This is a genomic window from Glycomyces dulcitolivorans (assembly GCF_003265355.1).
Taxonomy (GTDB): Bacteria; Actinomycetota; Actinomycetes; order Mycobacteriales; family Micromonosporaceae; genus Glycomyces; species Glycomyces dulcitolivorans.
In genome coordinates this window covers 1-15,312 of sequence record NZ_QFRW01000054.1, presented here as the reverse complement: position 1 = coordinate 15,312, position 15,312 = coordinate 1, and the positions used below count along the sequence as shown (strand labels likewise).

The following is a 15,312-nucleotide window of genomic DNA, read 5'->3' as shown; positions in this document are numbered from 1 at the left end:
GAGAAAAGGCCCGGGACGGATCCATCCCGGGCCTGAATGCTTAGCGACCACCCCTCGAAGTCGCTAAGCAAGCTTGACGAGTCAACTATAGGGCATCGTACCGGCTTTGTGTCCTAAACGTGACCATAGTCTCGGCATGTGGCACAGGTCAAGCGGCGAGCTTCTCTTTCACCTGCGCCAGAGAGGGATTCGTGAGCGCGGAGCCGTCCGCGAACCGCACGGTCGGGACGGTCGCGTTGCCGCCGTTGACCCCCATGACGAACTCCGCGGCCGCCGGGTCCTCCTCGATGTTGACCTCTTCGTAGGTGAGGCCCTCCCGGTCGAGCGCCGACTTCAGCCGCCGGCAGTAGCCGCACCAGGTGGTGCTGTACATGGTGATCATCGATCCTCCTTCTCCATCGACAGTAACGCGATACCGCCCCCGGGCATTCCGCCGATCGTGGTCCTCCTCACGTTGCCCCCCAATCGAGTGAGCAGTGCCCGAGTTTCCGTCGGACGCCTCTGGAACACTGTCCGGATGAGCACGCGCGACGAGGCCATCCACCTGCTCCTCTCCGGACTCGACCCTGAGCAGCGCGAGGCGGTGACCGCCGACCCCGGGCCCGTCTGCGTCCTCGCCGGCGCCGGCACCGGCAAGACCCGTGCCGTCACCCACCGCATCGCCTACCGCGTCCTGCGCGGCGACATCCGCGGCCAGCACGTCACCGCCGTGACCTTCACCGCCCGCGCCGCCGGCGAGATGCGCGACCGCCTGCGCGGCCTCGGCGTCGCCGGCGTCAACGCCCGCACCTTCCACTCCGCCGCGCTGCGCCAGCTCCGCTACTTCGGCACGCGCCGCTTCGGCGGCCAGCTCCCCGAGCTCGTCGACTCCACCCTCCGGTACGTCGCCATCGCCGCCGCGCGCGCCGGGCTCCAGACCTCCCGCGCCAAGAACTTCGACCTCACCACCGAGATCGAATGGGCCGCCTCCACTCTCATCGGCCCCGACGACTACGTCAGCGCCATCGCCGCGCTCGGCCGCGACGCGCCCGCCGCGCCTGAGGACGTCGCGAAGGTCTACGCCGCCTACATCGAGGCCAAGCGCCGAGCCGGGGTCATGGACTTCGCCGACGTCCTCGCGTACACCGCCGACCTCATCACCGACGTCGAGGCCGCCGCCGACCAGATCCGCAACCAGTACCGGTTCTTCGTCGTCGACGAGTACCAGGACGTCACCCCGCTTCAGCAGCGCCTCCTTGACGCCTGGCTCGGCGACCGCGACGACGTCACCGTCGTCGGCGACGCCAGCCAGACCATCTACTCCTTCACCGGCGCCACCTCGAAGTACCTCCTCGACTTCACCCGCAAGCACAAGGACGCGGCGCTCGTCCGCCTCGTGCGCGACTACCGCTCCACCCCGCAGGTCGTCGGCCTTGCCAACCAGATCATCGGCGAATCCAAAGGCCGCGAAGCGAAGATGCGCCTCGAACTGGTCGGTCAGAGGCCCGACGGCCCGGCCGTCACCGCCGAGGTCTTCGCCGACGAGGCCGAGGAGGCGGACATGATCGCCCGCCGCTGCCGCCAGCTCATCAGTGACGGCACCAGCGCTTCGGAGATCGCGGTCCTCTACCGCACCAACGCCCAGTCCCAGGCGTACGAGGAGGCGCTCGCCTCCTACGGCGTTCCGACCGTCGTCACCGGCGCGGCCCGCTTCTTCGACCGGCCCGAGGTCCGCCAGGCCGTCATCGCGCTCCGCTCGGCCGCCAAGACCGACATCGCGCAGCTGCCCCTCGCCGAAGCCGTCCCGGCCGCGCTCGACGCGGTCGGCTGGCGCGCCGACGCCGCGCCCTCCGGCGGCGCCCAGCGCGAAGCCTGGGAAGCAGTCGCCGCGCTCGTGTCGCTTTCGGAGCAGTTCCTCGAACACCACAGGGCCGACCCCGACCGCGACGGCCCCGACCCCGACCTCGACGCGTTCTGCGCCGAGCTCGGCCGCCGCGCCTCCGAGCAGCACGCCCCCGCCGTCGAAGGCGTCACCCTCGCGAGCCTCCACGCCGCCAAGGGTCTCGAATGGGATGCGGTGTTCCTCGTCGGCCTCGCCGACGGCACCCTCCCGACCACGTTCGCCCGCACCGAGACCGCGCTCGAAGAGGAGCGGCGGCTGCTCTACGTCGGCATCACCCGCGCCCGCGAGCGCCTCCAGCTCTCCTACGGCCTCGCCCGCAACTCCGGCGGCCGCGAGCGGCGCCTGTGCCGCTTCCTCGCGCCCCTCGGCCTCGGCGGCTTTCCGAAGGCGCCCGAGCCCAGCGCCGCCAAGCCGCGCTCGACCAAGAAGACCGCGAAGGTCCTCGACTGCTCCGGCTGCGGCAAGCCGCTCACCGACGCGCGCGACCGCAAGCTCGGCCACTGCGCCGACTGCCCGGCGACCATGGACGAGGAGCTGTTCGAGCGCCTCCGCGAGTGGCGCATCAGCGTCGCCAAGGCCGACGCGAAACCGGCCTTCACCGTCTTCACCGATGTGACGCTGATCGCAATCGCGGAGCGCTGTCCGGCATCCGACAGCGAGTTGGCGGCCCTCCACGGCATCGGGAAGTCGAAGCTCGACAAGTACGGACCGGCGGTGCTGCACCTGGTCAACGGCGGTTCGGTCGAGGACGCGGTGGCCCTGTCGCAGGAGGCGTCGTGACTTCTCGAAGCGGGCGCAAAAACTTTCTTTCAAATCCCCGGAAAAATACGTTGCGCTCCCGAGGACGACGGGCGTAGCGTTGCTGGAGCCGGGAGAGGTGTGCGCCTCACGCCCCGGCAAGTAGGAGATGAAGACCAATGTTGACCATGGAACCCGGAAAGGAGGGGTAGACGATGTTGCTGCTCAGCGAACCTCAGCAGACCAAGCTCGGCGCCGGCGTGCGCGAGTCGGCCATTGCCGTTTATCGCAACATCGCGCCCGTCTTCGCCCAGTTCCGTGGCACCACTCTGCCCGTTGCCGTCCTGACCACCACGGCTCCGAGCACCGTCAACACGATTGACAACAACAGCACCGATATGGGCGCCGTGAACCTTCGCGGACGTGGCACGGCAGTCGCCGGCCTCGGTTGGCAGCCGGTCTCCGGCTCCAAGAAGCGTCACGGCGCCACCCGCGGGAGACCGCCTCGAGATCACCACCGGTTGGGCTTACAGGAGTAGAGCCCACTCGGAACTCTCGAGGCCGCGAATCCCGCAACCGGGATCGCGGCCTTTTTGTTTGGCGTGAAACGCCAGGTCGCGGCCCGTCAGTAGAAGAACACGAGACAGATTGCGAAGCAATTGAGTCCTCACACCGCACTGATGCGACCGACCGTCGACCCGACCATCGACACGAGAGAGGAGACCGAGCCCATGACCGACACCCTCATCGGGCCTGAGCTGCGCGAGCAGGCTCGCCAGACCGGCAGCGACCTCGCCTGCCGTGAATACGACGCGGACCTGTGGTTCTCGGAGCAGCCGACCGAACTGGAGTTCGCCAAGTCCCTGTGCGCCGACTGCCCGGTGCGCCTGGAGTGCCTGACCGGCGCCCTCGACCGCCACGAGCCCTGGGGCGTGTGGGGCGGCGAGATCTTCGAGAAGGGGAACGTCGTGGCCCGCAAGCGGCCCCGCGGCCGGCCCCGGAAGGACGCCGCGCTCATCGAGCAGGCCGCGCAGGCGGAACTCGCCGCGCGCACGAAGGAACTGGCGCTCGCGGGGGTGGCGGTGTCATGACCGTCGACTACCTGAGCCGCCACCTGAAGCGTGACGTCGGCGTTCAAGACCTCGGACCCTCCCTGACGGAGGCGGTCGAGGCGGTCCGGCCCATGGCGCCGACGAGCCTCGCCTTCGGACGTCTCCGCATGCGGAGCCTCTGGAAGGAAGCCGGTTACAAGCAGGTCGAGCTGATGGGCGGGAAGCACCGCCGCCGCAGGCATTGACCGCGAACCAACCGCGTTGGCTGAAAGGGCCCGTCCCCGAGAGGGGGCGGGCCCTTTCCGTTGCCTTTCCTAGACCCGGTTGTGGTCGGTCCCTTCGGGATCGGCGAAGCCCGGCAGCCACTCGATGAGGATCTCCCGCCAGTTCGCGGTCGCGCCCAGCTGGCACAGCACCCCGATCGAGCCCATCGTCACGCGGTGGATGAGCAGGTACGCGGGCGGGAAGCTCAACTGCTTGTTCAGCTTCGACGCCTCCGAGCCCTGCCCGGTGATCCGGGTGCTCTCCTTGCGCAGCCATTCGCGCGAGAACTGGAACTCCTCGCCCGCGATCGGCTCCAGCATCGGCACGAGCAGGTCGAGCATCGCCTTCGCGTCGATCTCCAGGTTCGGCGGCACGAAGCCCTCGCCCCGCAGGCCCGCGACGACCTCGTCGGCCCGGCTGTCGAGCGTCAGCCGCGTGAGCCGCCCGACCTGCACCGGCATCCCGCCGGGGAGCCGCGCGGTCGCGCCGAAGTCGTAGACGACGAGCCGCCCGTCCTCGCCGATCGCGAAGTTCCCCGGGTGCGGGTCGGCGTGCAGGAGCCCGGCCCGCCTGGGCGCCGAGAAGTGCAGCGTCGCCAGCCGCAGCCCGGCCGCGTCCCGCTCCTCCTGCGTGCCGTGCGCGATGACGTCCGACAGGGGCCGCCCGGCGATCCACTCGGTGACGAGCACCTCGGGGCTCGCGTGGACGACCGCGGGCACCGAGATGAGCGGGTCGTCGGCGAACGCGTCCGCGAACTGCTGCTGCGTCGCGGCCTCCAGCTCGTAGTCGAGCTCTTCGAGGAGCCGCTCGCGCAGCTCCACGGTGATCCGCTTGACGTCGAAGTTCGGTTGCAGCACCTTGAACATCGGGGCGATGCGCGAGAGGTGGCGCAGGTCCGAGCGCAGCGCGTCGCCCGCGCCCGGGTACTGGATCTTGACGGCGACGGGCCGCCCGTCCTTCCACACCGCGCGGTGCACCTGGCCGATGCTCGCGGCCGCGGCGGGCGCGTCGTCGAACTCGGCGAACCGGTCGCGCCAGTCCGCGCCCATCTGGCGTTCGAGGACGCCGTGGACGCTCGCCACCGGCAGCGGGGGAGCGGCGTTCTGGAGTTTCGTCAGCGCCTGCCGGTAGGGAGCGGCGAGGTGCTCGGGGAGGGCCGCCTCGAAGATCGACAGCGCCTGGCCGAGCTTCATCGCACCGCCCTTGAGCTGCCCGAGCACGCTGAAGACGTGCTCGGCGGTGCGCCGCTGCGCCTGCTCGCCGAGGATCTCGTCGGCCATCCCGGTCACGCGCTTGCCGAGGCCCACCGTCGCCCGGCCCGCCAGCCCCAGCGGGAGCGAGGCCAGCTTCATGCCCCGCACGATCGCCCGGCGCGGGAGGTCATCACCCGAATGGGCGGGTCCATGCCTGTCGCTCACGTTCCCAATGCTCTCACGGACCGGCCGGTTTTCAGAGCCGCAGTCCGAAGGCCTGGCCCGGAAGGCGCCACCGGGGTCCCCGGGACGCCCGGTGGGTCACCCTCACGGGTGAAGCGGCGCGGCGGGGCTTACAGGCGTGAAATCTGTGGCATTCTGAGGCTGAACGGTCGCACAGAGTGACCGCCGCTACATGGGGGGTACCAGTGGCTACTGCTACGGAGACATACAACGGGTACTGCGTCAAGTGTCGCGAGAAGCGCGACTTCGAGGGCACCGTCGTCGTCTCGGACTCGGGCCGCCGGATGGCCAAGGGGACGTGCCCGGTGTGCGGCACCAAGATGAATCGGATCCTCGGCAAGGCCTCGTGATCGCTGACCGGAAGGTCCACCCCTCGCCTGATCCCACGATGCGGGAGATCGGCGAGGGGATTTTTTTGGCATAGCACCACGCAAGCCGCAATCGAGACATCTGCGTTAGGCGATTGTCACCCCCGCGGATTAGTGTGCGTTCATGGCGCGCAAAGTGCATCCCCCCGTAGAAGTACGGCGCTCTCCCCGACGCCGTGCCACCGTAGCGGCCTATGAAGAACGAGGCCGCGTGGTCGTCATGATCCCCGACGCTTTCTCGGAGACCGAGGAGCGCGAATGGATCGACCACATGCTCGCGAGGCTCCAGCAACGCGAGGCCAGAGACGGCCGCGCCTCTGACGCGGCACTCCGGGACCGGGCCGTCAGGCTCGCCCGGCGCTACTACCCCGAGCACCCCGAGTGCGCCGTCCCCGAGAGCGTCCGCTGGGTCGACAACCAGCACCGCCGCTGGGGCTCGTGCACTCCCTCCGACGGCTCGATCCGGCTCTCGCGCCGGCTCACCATGATGCCGTCGTGGGTCATCGACTACGTCCTGCTCCACGAACTCGCCCACCTGGTCCACCACGACCACTCGCGGCCGTTCTGGGACATGGTCGGACGCTATTCCAAGGCCGAGCGCGCCCGCGGCTACCTTGAGGGCATCGCCGACGCCGAGGCCAGCGACCCGCGCTGACGGAGGCCCGCCGGACCGACCGCCGAGGCGGCCGGACGCGCGGTCCTGCCCTGCCTACAGGGGCTCTCCTACTTCTCCGGCCCGTCCTCGTCGTCCTTCGGGTCGTTGACCGCGAGCTGGTCGAACATCGACAGGTCCAGGTCCTCCAGGGCCTCGGAGACCGTCGCGAACGACTCCGGGCGCTCCAGGTCGGCCGCGCTCGGCATCAGGTCCGGGTGCGCCCACACCGCCTCGCGACCCTCGATCCCGCGCGCCTCGCTGAGCGACTGCCACAGCCGCTCCGCCGCGCGCACCTTCGCCTGGTCGAGCTGCAGGCCCACCAGCGCCTCGAACGTCTGCTCGACCGGCCCGCCGGAGGCGCGGCGGCGCCGCGCGGACTCCATGAGCCGGTCCATCGTCGGCAGCCGCTCGCCGACCGCGTCGGCCACCACCGTGTTGATCCACCCGGCGATGAGCGCCAGTGTCGTCGCCAGCCGCGCGAGGGCGGCCTTCTGCTGCTCGGTGTCCTCGGGCTTGAACACTTCGCTGAGGTCGAGCGTCGCCGCCGCCTCGGGGTTGATCGGGTCGATCTCCGACATGGCCTCCTCGATGGCGGCCTCGTCGATGCGGATCTCCCGCGCGTACGCCTCCAGAGCGCCGAGCAGGTGCGCGCGCAGCCACGGCGCGTGCGTGAAGAGCCGGTGAGCGGCGGCCTCGCGGAGCGCCACGAACAGCCGCACCTCCTCCACTGGGAGCTCCAGGCCCTCGGCGTAGGCGGCGATGTTCCCCGGCAGCAGCGCGGCCACGCCGGTCTTGCCGAGCGGCAGCCCGACCTCCGTGGAGGACAGCACCTCTCCGGCGAGCTTCGCGAGGGCCTGGCCCATCTGCGCGCCGAACAGCGCGGAGCCGACGCCCTTCATGAGGTCGGCCATCGGGCCGAGCATCCCGGCCATCTCCTCGGGGACGAGCGTCTGCATCGCCTCGCCCATCTGGGCCGCGAGGGGTTCGGCGAGCTGCTTCCAGGAGTCCTCGGTGCGCGCGATCCACTGCTTGCGGGTCCACGCGTCGGTGGCCGTGACGCCCGAGGGCCAGTTCACGACGGAGTCCAGCCACAGGTCGGCGAGGCGCACGGCCTCGGCGACGTGCGCCTGGTCGGCGGGGCCGACGATGTTCTCGGCCTCCAGCTCGGACTCGGCGAGCTGGCGGGCGAGCTGCCAGTTGACCGGACCGGACGACAGCGACTGCGCCATCATCTGCTGGAGTTGCTGCATCATCTGCTGCACCCGCGGGTCGTTCGGGTCCGGCAGGTCGCCGCCCAAGTTGCCGAAGCCGAATGGAATATCGGAGCCCATGGGCCAACCGTACGTCAGAGTAGGGGGACCGGGCCACGGCTGGCCGATCTGAGCCGCCCCCGTTCGCTGCGGGCCGAAAGCGCGCGTGAGCTTGCGCATGTAGGCTTCCCCGCATGCGAAGGCGAGGAATCACCGTCCTGTTGGGCGCCGCACTGGTGGCGCTCCTGACGTGGCAGGCGCTGTCGATGGACGTCGCCTACGTGGTGTTCAGCCCCGGCCCCACCGAGGACGTCCTCGGCTCCGAGGAGGTCGACGGCGTCGAGCACCAGATCATCAGCGCCGACACCGAGTTCGAGTCCGAAGGGCAGCTGCGGCTGACCACCGTGCGGGTCATGCAGTCGGTGACCCTCGCCGAGGCGCTGCGCTTCTGGATGTCCGACGAGTACGCGATCATCCCGCGCGACCTCATCTACCCGCCCGGCGAATCCGAGGAGGACATCGCCGAGGAGCAGGAGGCCGACTGGGTCGAGTCCCAGTCGAACGCCGAGCAGGCCGCCCTGGCCCACCTCGGCGAGCCCGCCGTCATCTCCGTCGTCGCCGACTCCGCCGGGCTCCTCGCCGGGGACGTCATCACCGCGGTCGACGGGACCGCGGTCACCTCCCTGACGGCCCTCGCCGATTACGCCGACAGCGAAACCACGGTCACCGTCACCCGCGCCGGCGCGGCCGTCGACGTCCCCGCCGTGGTCCTCGGCGACGCCGACCTCCAGTCGGTCCACGACGACCCGTACAACATCCAGATCGACACCGAGGCCCTCGACATCGGCGGCCCCTCCGCCGGCCTGATCTTCGCGCTCGGCATCGTCGACCGGGTCACCGAGGGCGATCTGACCGACGGCATGGTGGTCGCCGGGACCGGCGAGATCGATCCTGAAGGGAACGTCGGCGCGATCGGCGGCATCCAGCAGAAGGTCACCGCATCGGTCGAACTCGGCGCCGAAGTGTTCCTCGCTCCGGCTGCGAACTGTTCGGACGCCGTCACCGTTCCGCACGACGGCATGACTATTGTCAGAGTCGAGACGCTCGAAGACGCTGTCTCGGCGCTTGAGTCCCTAGCGGCCGGCGGGGAAGTCACGACCTGCTGACCCCGCGCCGCGAGACGTGAAGGAGTTGTTCCAGTGGCGAACCGGACGCCCACCCCACCACGGATGAGCCGCCGAGGCCGCTACGTCCTGATCCTCCTCGTGGGCGCCATAGTCCTGCTCTCGGTGCTCGGCTGGCTCGTCAGCCTGCGCACCGACTACCTCTGGTACGACTCGGTCGGGTACACCGCGGTGTTCTCGACGATGATGTGGACGCGCCTGGCCATGTTCGGCGCCTTCACGCTCGCGATGGCCGCCTGGTGCGGCCTCAACCTCTACCTCGCCTACCGCTTCCGGCCCGACACGTGGCCGGCGACCAGCGAGCAGGAGGGCCTGGAGCGCTACCGCGAGCTCATCTCCCCGAAGGCCGGCTGGTGGATCGGCGGCGTCGCGATCGTCGTCGGCGTCTTCGCCGGCATGTCCGCGCAGAGCCGCTGGGAGACCTGGCTGCTGTTCCGCGAAGGCGGCCGGTTCGACTGGACCGACCCGGTCCTGGGCATGAACGCGGGCTTCTACGTCTTCCGGCTCCCGTTCTGGCAGTTCCTCATCGGCTTCGGGTTCGCCGCGATCGTCGTCGGCCTCCTCGCCTCCCTGAGCGCCTACTACCTGTACGGGGCGCTGCGCTTCTCGGGCTCGGGCGACCGCATGACCAACGTCGCGCGCATCCACCTCTCGGTGCTCGTCGCGCTCTTCCTGGGGCTCAAGGCCGTCGCGTACTACTTCGACCGCTTCGACTTCACCACCCAGGAGAACCAGGTCACCGACATCGTCGGCGGCGGCTACACCGAGATGACCGCGCTCATGAACGCCAAGAACGCGCTCATCTGGGTCTCGGTCATCGCGGCCGTGGTCATCCTGGTCTTCTCGTGGGGCTTCACCCGCTCGCTCGCGCTGCCGGCCGCGGCCCTCGGCCTCGTCGTCGTCACCGCGATCGCCGCCGGCGGGATCTACCCGGCGGTGGTGCGCAACTTCCAGGTCGAGCCCAACCGCCCCCAGCGCGAAGGCGAGTACGCCCAGCACACGATGGACGGCACCAGGTACGCCTACGGCATGGAGGACTTGGAGACCACCACGTACAACGTGGCCTCGCAGCCGAACGCGGAGACGATGGCCGCCGACCAGTCCACGGTCCCGTTCGTGCGCCTCATCGACCCGTTCGTGGTCTCCGACGCGTTCACGCAGGCGCAGCAGCCGCGCAGCTTCTACGACTTCAACGAGAAGCTCGACATCGACCGCTACACCTACACCGACGAGAGCGGCCAGGAGGTCACGCAGGACTTCGTCGTCGGCCTGCGCGAGCTCAACCCGGGCCAGCTCACCGACGAGCAGCAGGACTGGACCGTCGCCCACACCGTGTACACGCACGGCTGGGGCTTCGTCTCCGCCTCCACCACCGAGAGCGACAACGGCGCCCCCTGCTTCACCTCGGGCGTCCTCTCCGACGACCCGGGCAACTGCCAGATCGGCAACGACATCATCGACGTCGAGAAGCCGCAGATCTACTACGGCCTGCTCAACAACGAGTACGCGATCGTGGGCGTCCCCGACGGCGAGACGCCGCGCGAGTACGACCGGCCCACCGACGTGGCCGTGGTCGACGAGGACTCCGAAGAGGACCCGGCCGAGGAGATCGGCGACGACCGCTACACGACCTACGAGGGCGACGGCGGCGTCGACATCGGCTCGATCGGCAACCGGCTCCTGTACGCGTGGGAGTTCCAGGAGCCGCGCTTCCTGCTCTCCTCGCAGATCAACGAAGAGTCGCAGCTGCTGTACAACCGCAACGTCCGCGAGCGCGTCCAGATGGTCGCCCCGTTCCTGACCATCGAGGCCGACCCGTACCCGGCGGTCGTCGACGGCGAGGTCGTGTGGATCGTCGACGGCTACACCACGACGAACGACTTCCCGTACGCCGACCGGGTCAACCTGGCCGACGCGACGAACGACACGTACTCGGGCCAGGGCGTCGCCAACCAGGCGTCCGAGGAGATCAACTACATCCGCTCCTCGGTCAAGGCGGTCGTGAACGCCTACGACGGCTCGGTGAAGCTGTACGAGTTCGACGAGGAGGACCCGATCCTCCAGGCGTGGAACGCGATCTACGGTGGCGACCTGATCATCCCCAAGGAGGAGACCCCCGAGTCCCTCGAAGCGCACTTCCGCTACCCGCAGGACCTGTTCAAGATCCAGCGGAGCCTCCTCCAGCGCTACCACGTCGACGAGTCGCGGACCTTCATCGAGGGCGGCGAGGCGTGGGCGACCACGAACGACCCGTCGCAGGCGCAGTCGGTGACGCAGCCCGCCTACTACGTGTACGCGACCTATCCGGAGCAGGAGCAGCCGTACTTCCAGCTGACCTCGACGTTCACGCCGAGGAACCGGGAGAACGCGCTCGCGTCGCTCATGTCGGGCTACTACGACGAGGACGGCAATCCGCGGCTGACGGTCTACGACGTCGTCGGCGGCGACGACCAGTCCGTGCGGCAGATACACCAGATCATCACGTCCACATCGGAAGTGGTGACGACGCTCCGCGACGCCACCCAGGCCGGCACCACCGTCGAGTGGGGCAACCTGCTGGCGCTGCCGGTCGGCGACGGGATCCTCTACCTCGAACCGATGTACCTGCGCAGACAGGCGGGCGGCCAGGGCGAGGACCTGCCCCGGTTGACGAACGTCGCGATCAGCTACGGCGGCTACGTCGGCTTCGCGCCGACGTTCGAGGAGGCCGTGGCGATGGTGGTCGACAAGTACGTCTCGGGCGCGCCGAGCGAGGCCGAGCAGACCGAGGGCGAGGAGGGCGAGACCGAGTCGCCCTCGGAGACCCCGACCGAGACGCCGACTACCGAGGCCCCGGCGACCGCCGAGCCGCCGGAAGTGGAGGCCGCGATCGACAACGTGATCGCCGCCCAGCAGGCGTACGAGGAGGCCCAGGCCTCGGGCACGAACGAGGAGGAGGGCCGCGCCCTCGACGACCTCCTCGCCGCGCTCGACCAGCTCGCGGCCGCCCGCGAAGCGGCGGGACAGTAACGAGATAGCGAAGCGCCCGGCGGCCGAACGGCCGCCGGGCGCTTTCGCGTGCTCCTACTGCTCGTCTGGTCCTACTGCTCGTCGCCGGGCGGCTCGGACTCCTCCGACTCGGACTTGCACGCCTCGGCGTCGGCGGCCCGGCGGACGGTGACCTGCACGGTGGTGCCGGGGTCGACTTCGGCTCCGGCGCTGGGGGACTGGCGCACCACGGTGCACTTCGTCTCGCCCTCGCCCTCGTACTCGACAACGGGGTTCAGGCCCGCCGCCTCGATCTGCGACCGCGCGTCGGCCTCCGAGAGGCCTACGACGCCGGGCACGGTCGACTTCGCGGGCGGCGAGGTCGAGGCGCTCTCGGTCGGACTGGCCGACCCGGTCGGGTTCAAGGTCGGCCCCGGCGAGGCCGGGTCGCCGGACGGGTCGGCGTCGCCGGTGACCGAGGCGTCCTCGCTCGGGTCGGGGGTGGACGCGTCCTCGCCGTCCCCGTCCTCCCCGACCCAGAAGCCGTCGTCGCCGTCCTGGCCCTCGACGCCGGGGTCCGCGGCGCCGGACTCGTCGGTCAGGGTCGCGCCGGGTCCGCGCTCGTCGTCCCACGGCAGGCTCATCGCCACGGCGCTCACCGCGGCCACGGCCGCGAGTGTCCCGGTGAGCACCACCCACAACCGTCTCCGCTTCGGCCGCTCCTCGGCCGCCGCGGGCACCGGTCCGGTCGGGCCGGTGGGCGGGGACTGGACCGCGCGGTGCGCGCCGGTGACCGGCGGGAGTGACTGGCCCCCGGTCTCGTACCGCGCGTGCTGCCCGGAGTCGACGTGGACCGCGCCGGTGTCGCGGCGGTGCGCGCCGCTGGGGGCACCGTTCGGAGGCGGGGACTGCTGCTCGTTGATGTCGCGCTGGTCCATGACGCGGGTGCGCGCGGGCGCGTTCCGCTGGGACAGCAGCGCGCCGCGGGTGTCGCGGCAGGCCGCGGCGAGCGCGGCGGCGTCGGGCCAGCGCGCGGACGGGTCCTTCTGGAGGGTGCGCCGCACGATCTCGGTGACCTCGTACGGGACGTCGGCCGGCAGCGGCGGCGGGGCGTTGCGCAGGTGGGCCGAGAGCACCCCGAGCGGGGTGTCGGCGCGGAACGGCGGCGCCCCGGCGAGGCACTGGTGGGCGACGACGCCGAGCGAGTACAGGTCGGACGCGGGGGTGAGGTTCTCGCCGGCGGCCTGCTCGGGGGACATGTAGGTGACCGTGCCGAGCACGACCCCGGTGGTGGTGAGCGTGAGGTTGTGGCTGGCGCGGGCGATCCCGAAGTCCACCAGGACGACCGAGCCGTCGCCGCGGACGAGGATGTTGCCGGGCTTGATGTCGCGGTGGACGATCCCGGCGGCGTGGGCGACTTGGAGCGCCTCGGCGACGCCGCCGACGACCTGGAGCGTCTCGGCGGTGGGGAGCTTGCCCCACAGGCCGAGCAGCTTCGAGAGCGGCTTGCCGTCGACGTACTCCATGATCAGGTACGCGAGCTGGGCGTCCTCGTCCTCGATCTCGCCGTAGTCGTAGACCTCGACGACGCCGGGGCCCTGCATGACGGCGATGGCGCGGGCCTCGCGGCGGAAGCGCTCGCGGAAGCCGCGGTCGTCGACGAGGTCGGCGAGGAGGACCTTGACCGCGACGGTCCTCCACAGGATGGTGTCGGTGCCCTCCCAGACGTCGCCCATGCCGCCGCCGCCGATCCGGCGTTCGAGTCGGTAGCGCCCGTCCAGGACATCGCCGGCCTTGAGGTTGCGCGTGCTCAGCATCGGGCGGATTTCCCCTTGGAGTCGGATATCTCTCCGGGGTCTAACGACCGGCGGCGGCTGAGGCTACGCGCTGGATCGGGCGATCTTCGGATCCGTCGCGTTTCAGGTCTTGGCGAGTCCGGCGGCGAGCGCGCCGCCGAAGGCGATGGCGCGGGACGGGGACGCGGCGCTCACGCGGGCCTCGCCGGCGTCCGGCTCCGGGGCCGGGGACTGGTTGACGGCCTGGCCGAGCTGGCCGTCCCAGCACGCCCAGGAGTGGCACGGCCAGGACTGGCCGCAGTGGCCGCACACGGGGTGCTTGGCGCCCTGCTGGTCGAGCGCGGGAGTGTGGCGCTTCCACCAGCGCGCCTGCACCCGCCAGAGGCTCGGCACCAGCACCTCGCTGGGCGGCTCGTCCGGGGGCGGGTTGTCGAGTGTGTACGGACTGCGCAACGCAGGCTGCCTTTCGGGTCTTCGGATCGGGGCGGATCCCTTGTGGCCGTGCGTGATCGGGCCTTGGGACCGCAGTGTGTCCTGGTCGTCGCCGAGGTGCGGTGTCGAATCGGTACAGTCGGGGGAGGCGGGTAGCCCCTCCGTACAGTAGAATTGCACATGCAGATTTTGGATGCAAGAGGTATAACCGGATCGGGTGGCGATTCCTCCCCAGCACCGGACGAGCGGCCAGAAGTCCTCCCCAGCCGGTGCGTCCTCACCGAATCCGGAGAGATCAGGGTGTCAAATGGGAACATCGAACGACAACGCTGACAGCGATCTGCCGAAGAAGTTGGGAGGCAAGGCGATGCCTTCGAGCGGCAGCCCCACCGTCCGTCGCCGGCGCGCGGGGAAGATCCTTCGCGACCTGCGCGAGAAGTCCGGCAAGGGCGCCGACGACGCCGCGGCCGCGCTGGAGGTCACCAGCTCCACCATCTACCGGATGGAGCTCGGACGCGTCGGCATCAAGCCCCGCGACGTCCAGGCCCTCGTCGAGGTCTACGGCGTCGAGGACGCCGAGCTCGTCGACGAGCTGGTGCGCCTGGCCCGCGACGGCCGCAAGCGCGGCTGGTGGGCCCGCTACTCCGACACGATCTCCCCGCCCTACGCGACCTATGTGGGCCTGGAGCAGGACGCCTCCAGCCTGAACGTCTACGACGGCCTGATCATCAACGGCCTGCTCCAGACCCGCGAGTACGCCCGGCACACGTTCAGCATGGTCCCCGAGCGCTCCCTGAAGTACATGGACCAGCGCATCGACCTGCGCATGGAGCGCCAGCAGCGCCTGCGCGGGGACCTGAAGATCTGGAACGTCATCGACGAGGCGGCGATCCGCCGCGTCCTCGGCGGCCCGAAGGTCATGATCGACCAGCTCCAGAACCTGCTCGAACTCGGCTCGCTGCCGAACGTGCACCTCCAGATCCTGCCGTTCGAGGGCGGCGCCTACCCGGGAATGCTGTCCTCGTTCACGATCCTCGGCTTCGGGGAGGTCGACGGCGACGTCGACCCCGGCTACCGCCACCCCGACGTGGTCTACATCGAGGGCCACAACGGCGACGTCTACGAGGAGGGCGAGGACGTCGAGCCCTTCCACGAGATCTTCGGCTTCCTCCGCTCGGCCGCGCTCGACCCCGGCCGCAGCCTCGAATTCATCGAGCGCCAGGCCCACGACCTGAAGTCGCTCTAGGCGACCCGCGACGCGAGGGGGCGGCCACCCGATCGGGTGGCC

14 protein-coding genes are annotated in these 15,312 nt (G+C 70.2%); 9 read left to right on the top strand and 5 right to left on the bottom strand.

Annotation, left to right across the window (positions count from 1 at the left end; all coding sequences use genetic code 11):
* Positions 1-148 precede the first annotated feature (148 nt).
* A complete protein-coding gene (locus DI269_RS03360; RefSeq protein WP_112133717.1) occupies positions 149-382 on the bottom strand; it encodes a mycoredoxin in 234 nt (77 codons plus the stop codon).
* A 135-nt stretch (positions 383-517) separates the two neighbouring features.
* Between DI269_RS03360 and DI269_RS03355 the strand changes: the two genes are divergently transcribed.
* The 4 genes from DI269_RS03355 (at position 518) to DI269_RS03340 (ending at position 3,917) form a co-directional block, all read left to right on the top strand.
* Positions 518-2,662, top strand: coding sequence for an ATP-dependent DNA helicase UvrD2 (locus DI269_RS03355; protein ID WP_112133716.1), 2,145 nt, complete (start codon positions 518-520; stop codon positions 2,660-2,662).
* 173 nt (positions 2,663-2,835) lie between these two features.
* A complete protein-coding gene (locus tag DI269_RS03350) occupies positions 2,836-3,159 on the top strand; it encodes a hypothetical protein (RefSeq protein WP_112133715.1) in 324 nt (107 codons plus the stop codon).
* Between the two features lie 192 nt (positions 3,160-3,351).
* Positions 3,352-3,711: a WhiB family transcriptional regulator gene (locus DI269_RS03345; RefSeq protein WP_112133793.1), complete on the top strand. Its 360-nt coding sequence runs from the start codon at positions 3,352-3,354 to the stop codon at positions 3,709-3,711.
* Positions 3,708-3,917: a hypothetical protein gene (locus tag DI269_RS03340; protein WP_112133714.1), complete on the top strand. Its 210-nt coding sequence runs from the start codon at positions 3,708-3,710 to the stop codon at positions 3,915-3,917. Before DI269_RS03345 ends, DI269_RS03340 begins: the two co-directional genes overlap by 4 nt.
* Positions 3,918-3,986: 69 nt before the next feature.
* Here the strand turns inward: DI269_RS03340 and DI269_RS03335 are convergent, their stop codons facing one another.
* Entirely contained in the window at positions 3,987-5,288 is a 1,302-nt protein-coding gene (locus tag DI269_RS03335) for an ABC1 kinase family protein (protein ID WP_112133713.1), read from the bottom strand.
* Between the two features lie 269 nt (positions 5,289-5,557).
* Here DI269_RS03335 and DI269_RS27575 point away from each other — a divergent pair, with 269 nt between their 5' ends.
* Both DI269_RS27575 and DI269_RS03330 read left to right on the top strand, forming a co-directional pair.
* Positions 5,558-5,722, top strand: coding sequence for a DUF5679 domain-containing protein (locus DI269_RS27575; RefSeq protein WP_181245930.1), 165 nt, complete (start codon positions 5,558-5,560; stop codon positions 5,720-5,722).
* A gap of 142 nt (positions 5,723-5,864) precedes the next feature.
* A complete protein-coding gene (locus DI269_RS03330) occupies positions 5,865-6,395 on the top strand; it encodes a M48 family metallopeptidase (RefSeq protein ID WP_112133712.1) in 531 nt (176 codons plus the stop codon).
* Positions 6,396-6,463: 68 nt separating this feature from the next.
* On the opposite strand, the gene DI269_RS03325 is transcribed toward DI269_RS03330, so the two are convergent.
* Positions 6,464-7,726, bottom strand: coding sequence for a zinc-dependent metalloprotease (locus DI269_RS03325; protein ID WP_232822597.1), 1,263 nt, complete (start codon positions 7,724-7,726; stop codon positions 6,464-6,466).
* Between the two features lie 113 nt (positions 7,727-7,839).
* On the opposite strand from DI269_RS03325, the gene DI269_RS03320 reads away from it, so the two are divergent.
* Positions 7,840-8,811: a YlbL family protein gene (locus tag DI269_RS03320; protein WP_157974738.1), complete on the top strand. Its 972-nt coding sequence runs from the start codon at positions 7,840-7,842 to the stop codon at positions 8,809-8,811.
* 33 nt (positions 8,812-8,844) lie between these two features.
* Positions 8,845-11,838, top strand: a complete 2,994-nt coding sequence (locus DI269_RS03315; RefSeq protein ID WP_157974737.1) for a UPF0182 family membrane protein — start codon at positions 8,845-8,847, stop codon at positions 11,836-11,838.
* A gap of 71 nt (positions 11,839-11,909) precedes the next feature.
* Here the strand turns inward: DI269_RS03315 and DI269_RS03310 are convergent, their stop codons facing one another.
* Both DI269_RS03310 and DI269_RS03305 read right to left on the bottom strand, forming a co-directional pair.
* On the bottom strand, positions 11,910-13,613 hold the full coding sequence (locus DI269_RS03310; RefSeq protein ID WP_112133709.1) for a serine/threonine protein kinase: 1,704 nt from the start codon (positions 13,611-13,613) through the stop codon (positions 11,910-11,912).
* Positions 13,614-13,715: 102 nt separating this feature from the next.
* Complete coding sequence (locus DI269_RS03305) at positions 13,716-14,045, bottom strand: hypothetical protein (RefSeq protein ID WP_112133708.1); 330 nt, start codon at positions 14,043-14,045, stop codon at positions 13,716-13,718.
* Positions 14,046-14,391: 346 nt separating this feature from the next.
* Here DI269_RS03305 and DI269_RS03300 point away from each other — a divergent pair, with 346 nt between their 5' ends.
* A complete protein-coding gene (locus DI269_RS03300; protein WP_198667105.1) occupies positions 14,392-15,270 on the top strand; it encodes a helix-turn-helix domain-containing protein in 879 nt (292 codons plus the stop codon).
* Positions 15,271-15,312: the final 42 nt, after the last annotated feature.

Excerpts from the sequence above, each read along its gene's own strand:
- DI269_RS03360 (WP_112133717.1), bottom strand. The coding sequence starts at position 382 with ATGATCACCATGTACAGCACCACCTGGTGCGGCTACTGCCGGCGGCTG.
- DI269_RS03355 (WP_112133716.1), top strand. The coding sequence starts at position 518 with ATGAGCACGCGCGACGAGGCCATCCACCTGCTCCTCTCCGGACTCGAC.
- DI269_RS03350 (WP_112133715.1), top strand. The coding sequence starts at position 2,836 with ATGTTGCTGCTCAGCGAACCTCAGCAGACCAAGCTCGGCGCCGGCGTG.
- DI269_RS03345 (WP_112133793.1), top strand. The coding sequence starts at position 3,352 with ATGACCGACACCCTCATCGGGCCTGAGCTGCGCGAGCAGGCTCGCCAG.
- DI269_RS03340 (WP_112133714.1), top strand. The coding sequence starts at position 3,708 with ATGACCGTCGACTACCTGAGCCGCCACCTGAAGCGTGACGTCGGCGTT.
- DI269_RS03335 (WP_112133713.1), bottom strand. The coding sequence starts at position 5,288 with ATGAAGCTGGCCTCGCTCCCGCTGGGGCTGGCGGGCCGGGCGACGGTG.
- DI269_RS03330 (WP_112133712.1), top strand. The coding sequence starts at position 5,865 with ATGGCGCGCAAAGTGCATCCCCCCGTAGAAGTACGGCGCTCTCCCCGA.
- DI269_RS03325 (WP_232822597.1), bottom strand. The coding sequence starts at position 7,726 with ATGGGCTCCGATATTCCATTCGGCTTCGGCAACTTGGGCGGCGACCTG.
- DI269_RS03320 (WP_157974738.1), top strand. The coding sequence starts at position 7,840 with ATGCGAAGGCGAGGAATCACCGTCCTGTTGGGCGCCGCACTGGTGGCG.
- DI269_RS03310 (WP_112133709.1), bottom strand. The coding sequence starts at position 13,613 with ATGCTGAGCACGCGCAACCTCAAGGCCGGCGATGTCCTGGACGGGCGC.
- DI269_RS03300 (WP_198667105.1), top strand. The coding sequence starts at position 14,392 with ATGCCTTCGAGCGGCAGCCCCACCGTCCGTCGCCGGCGCGCGGGGAAG.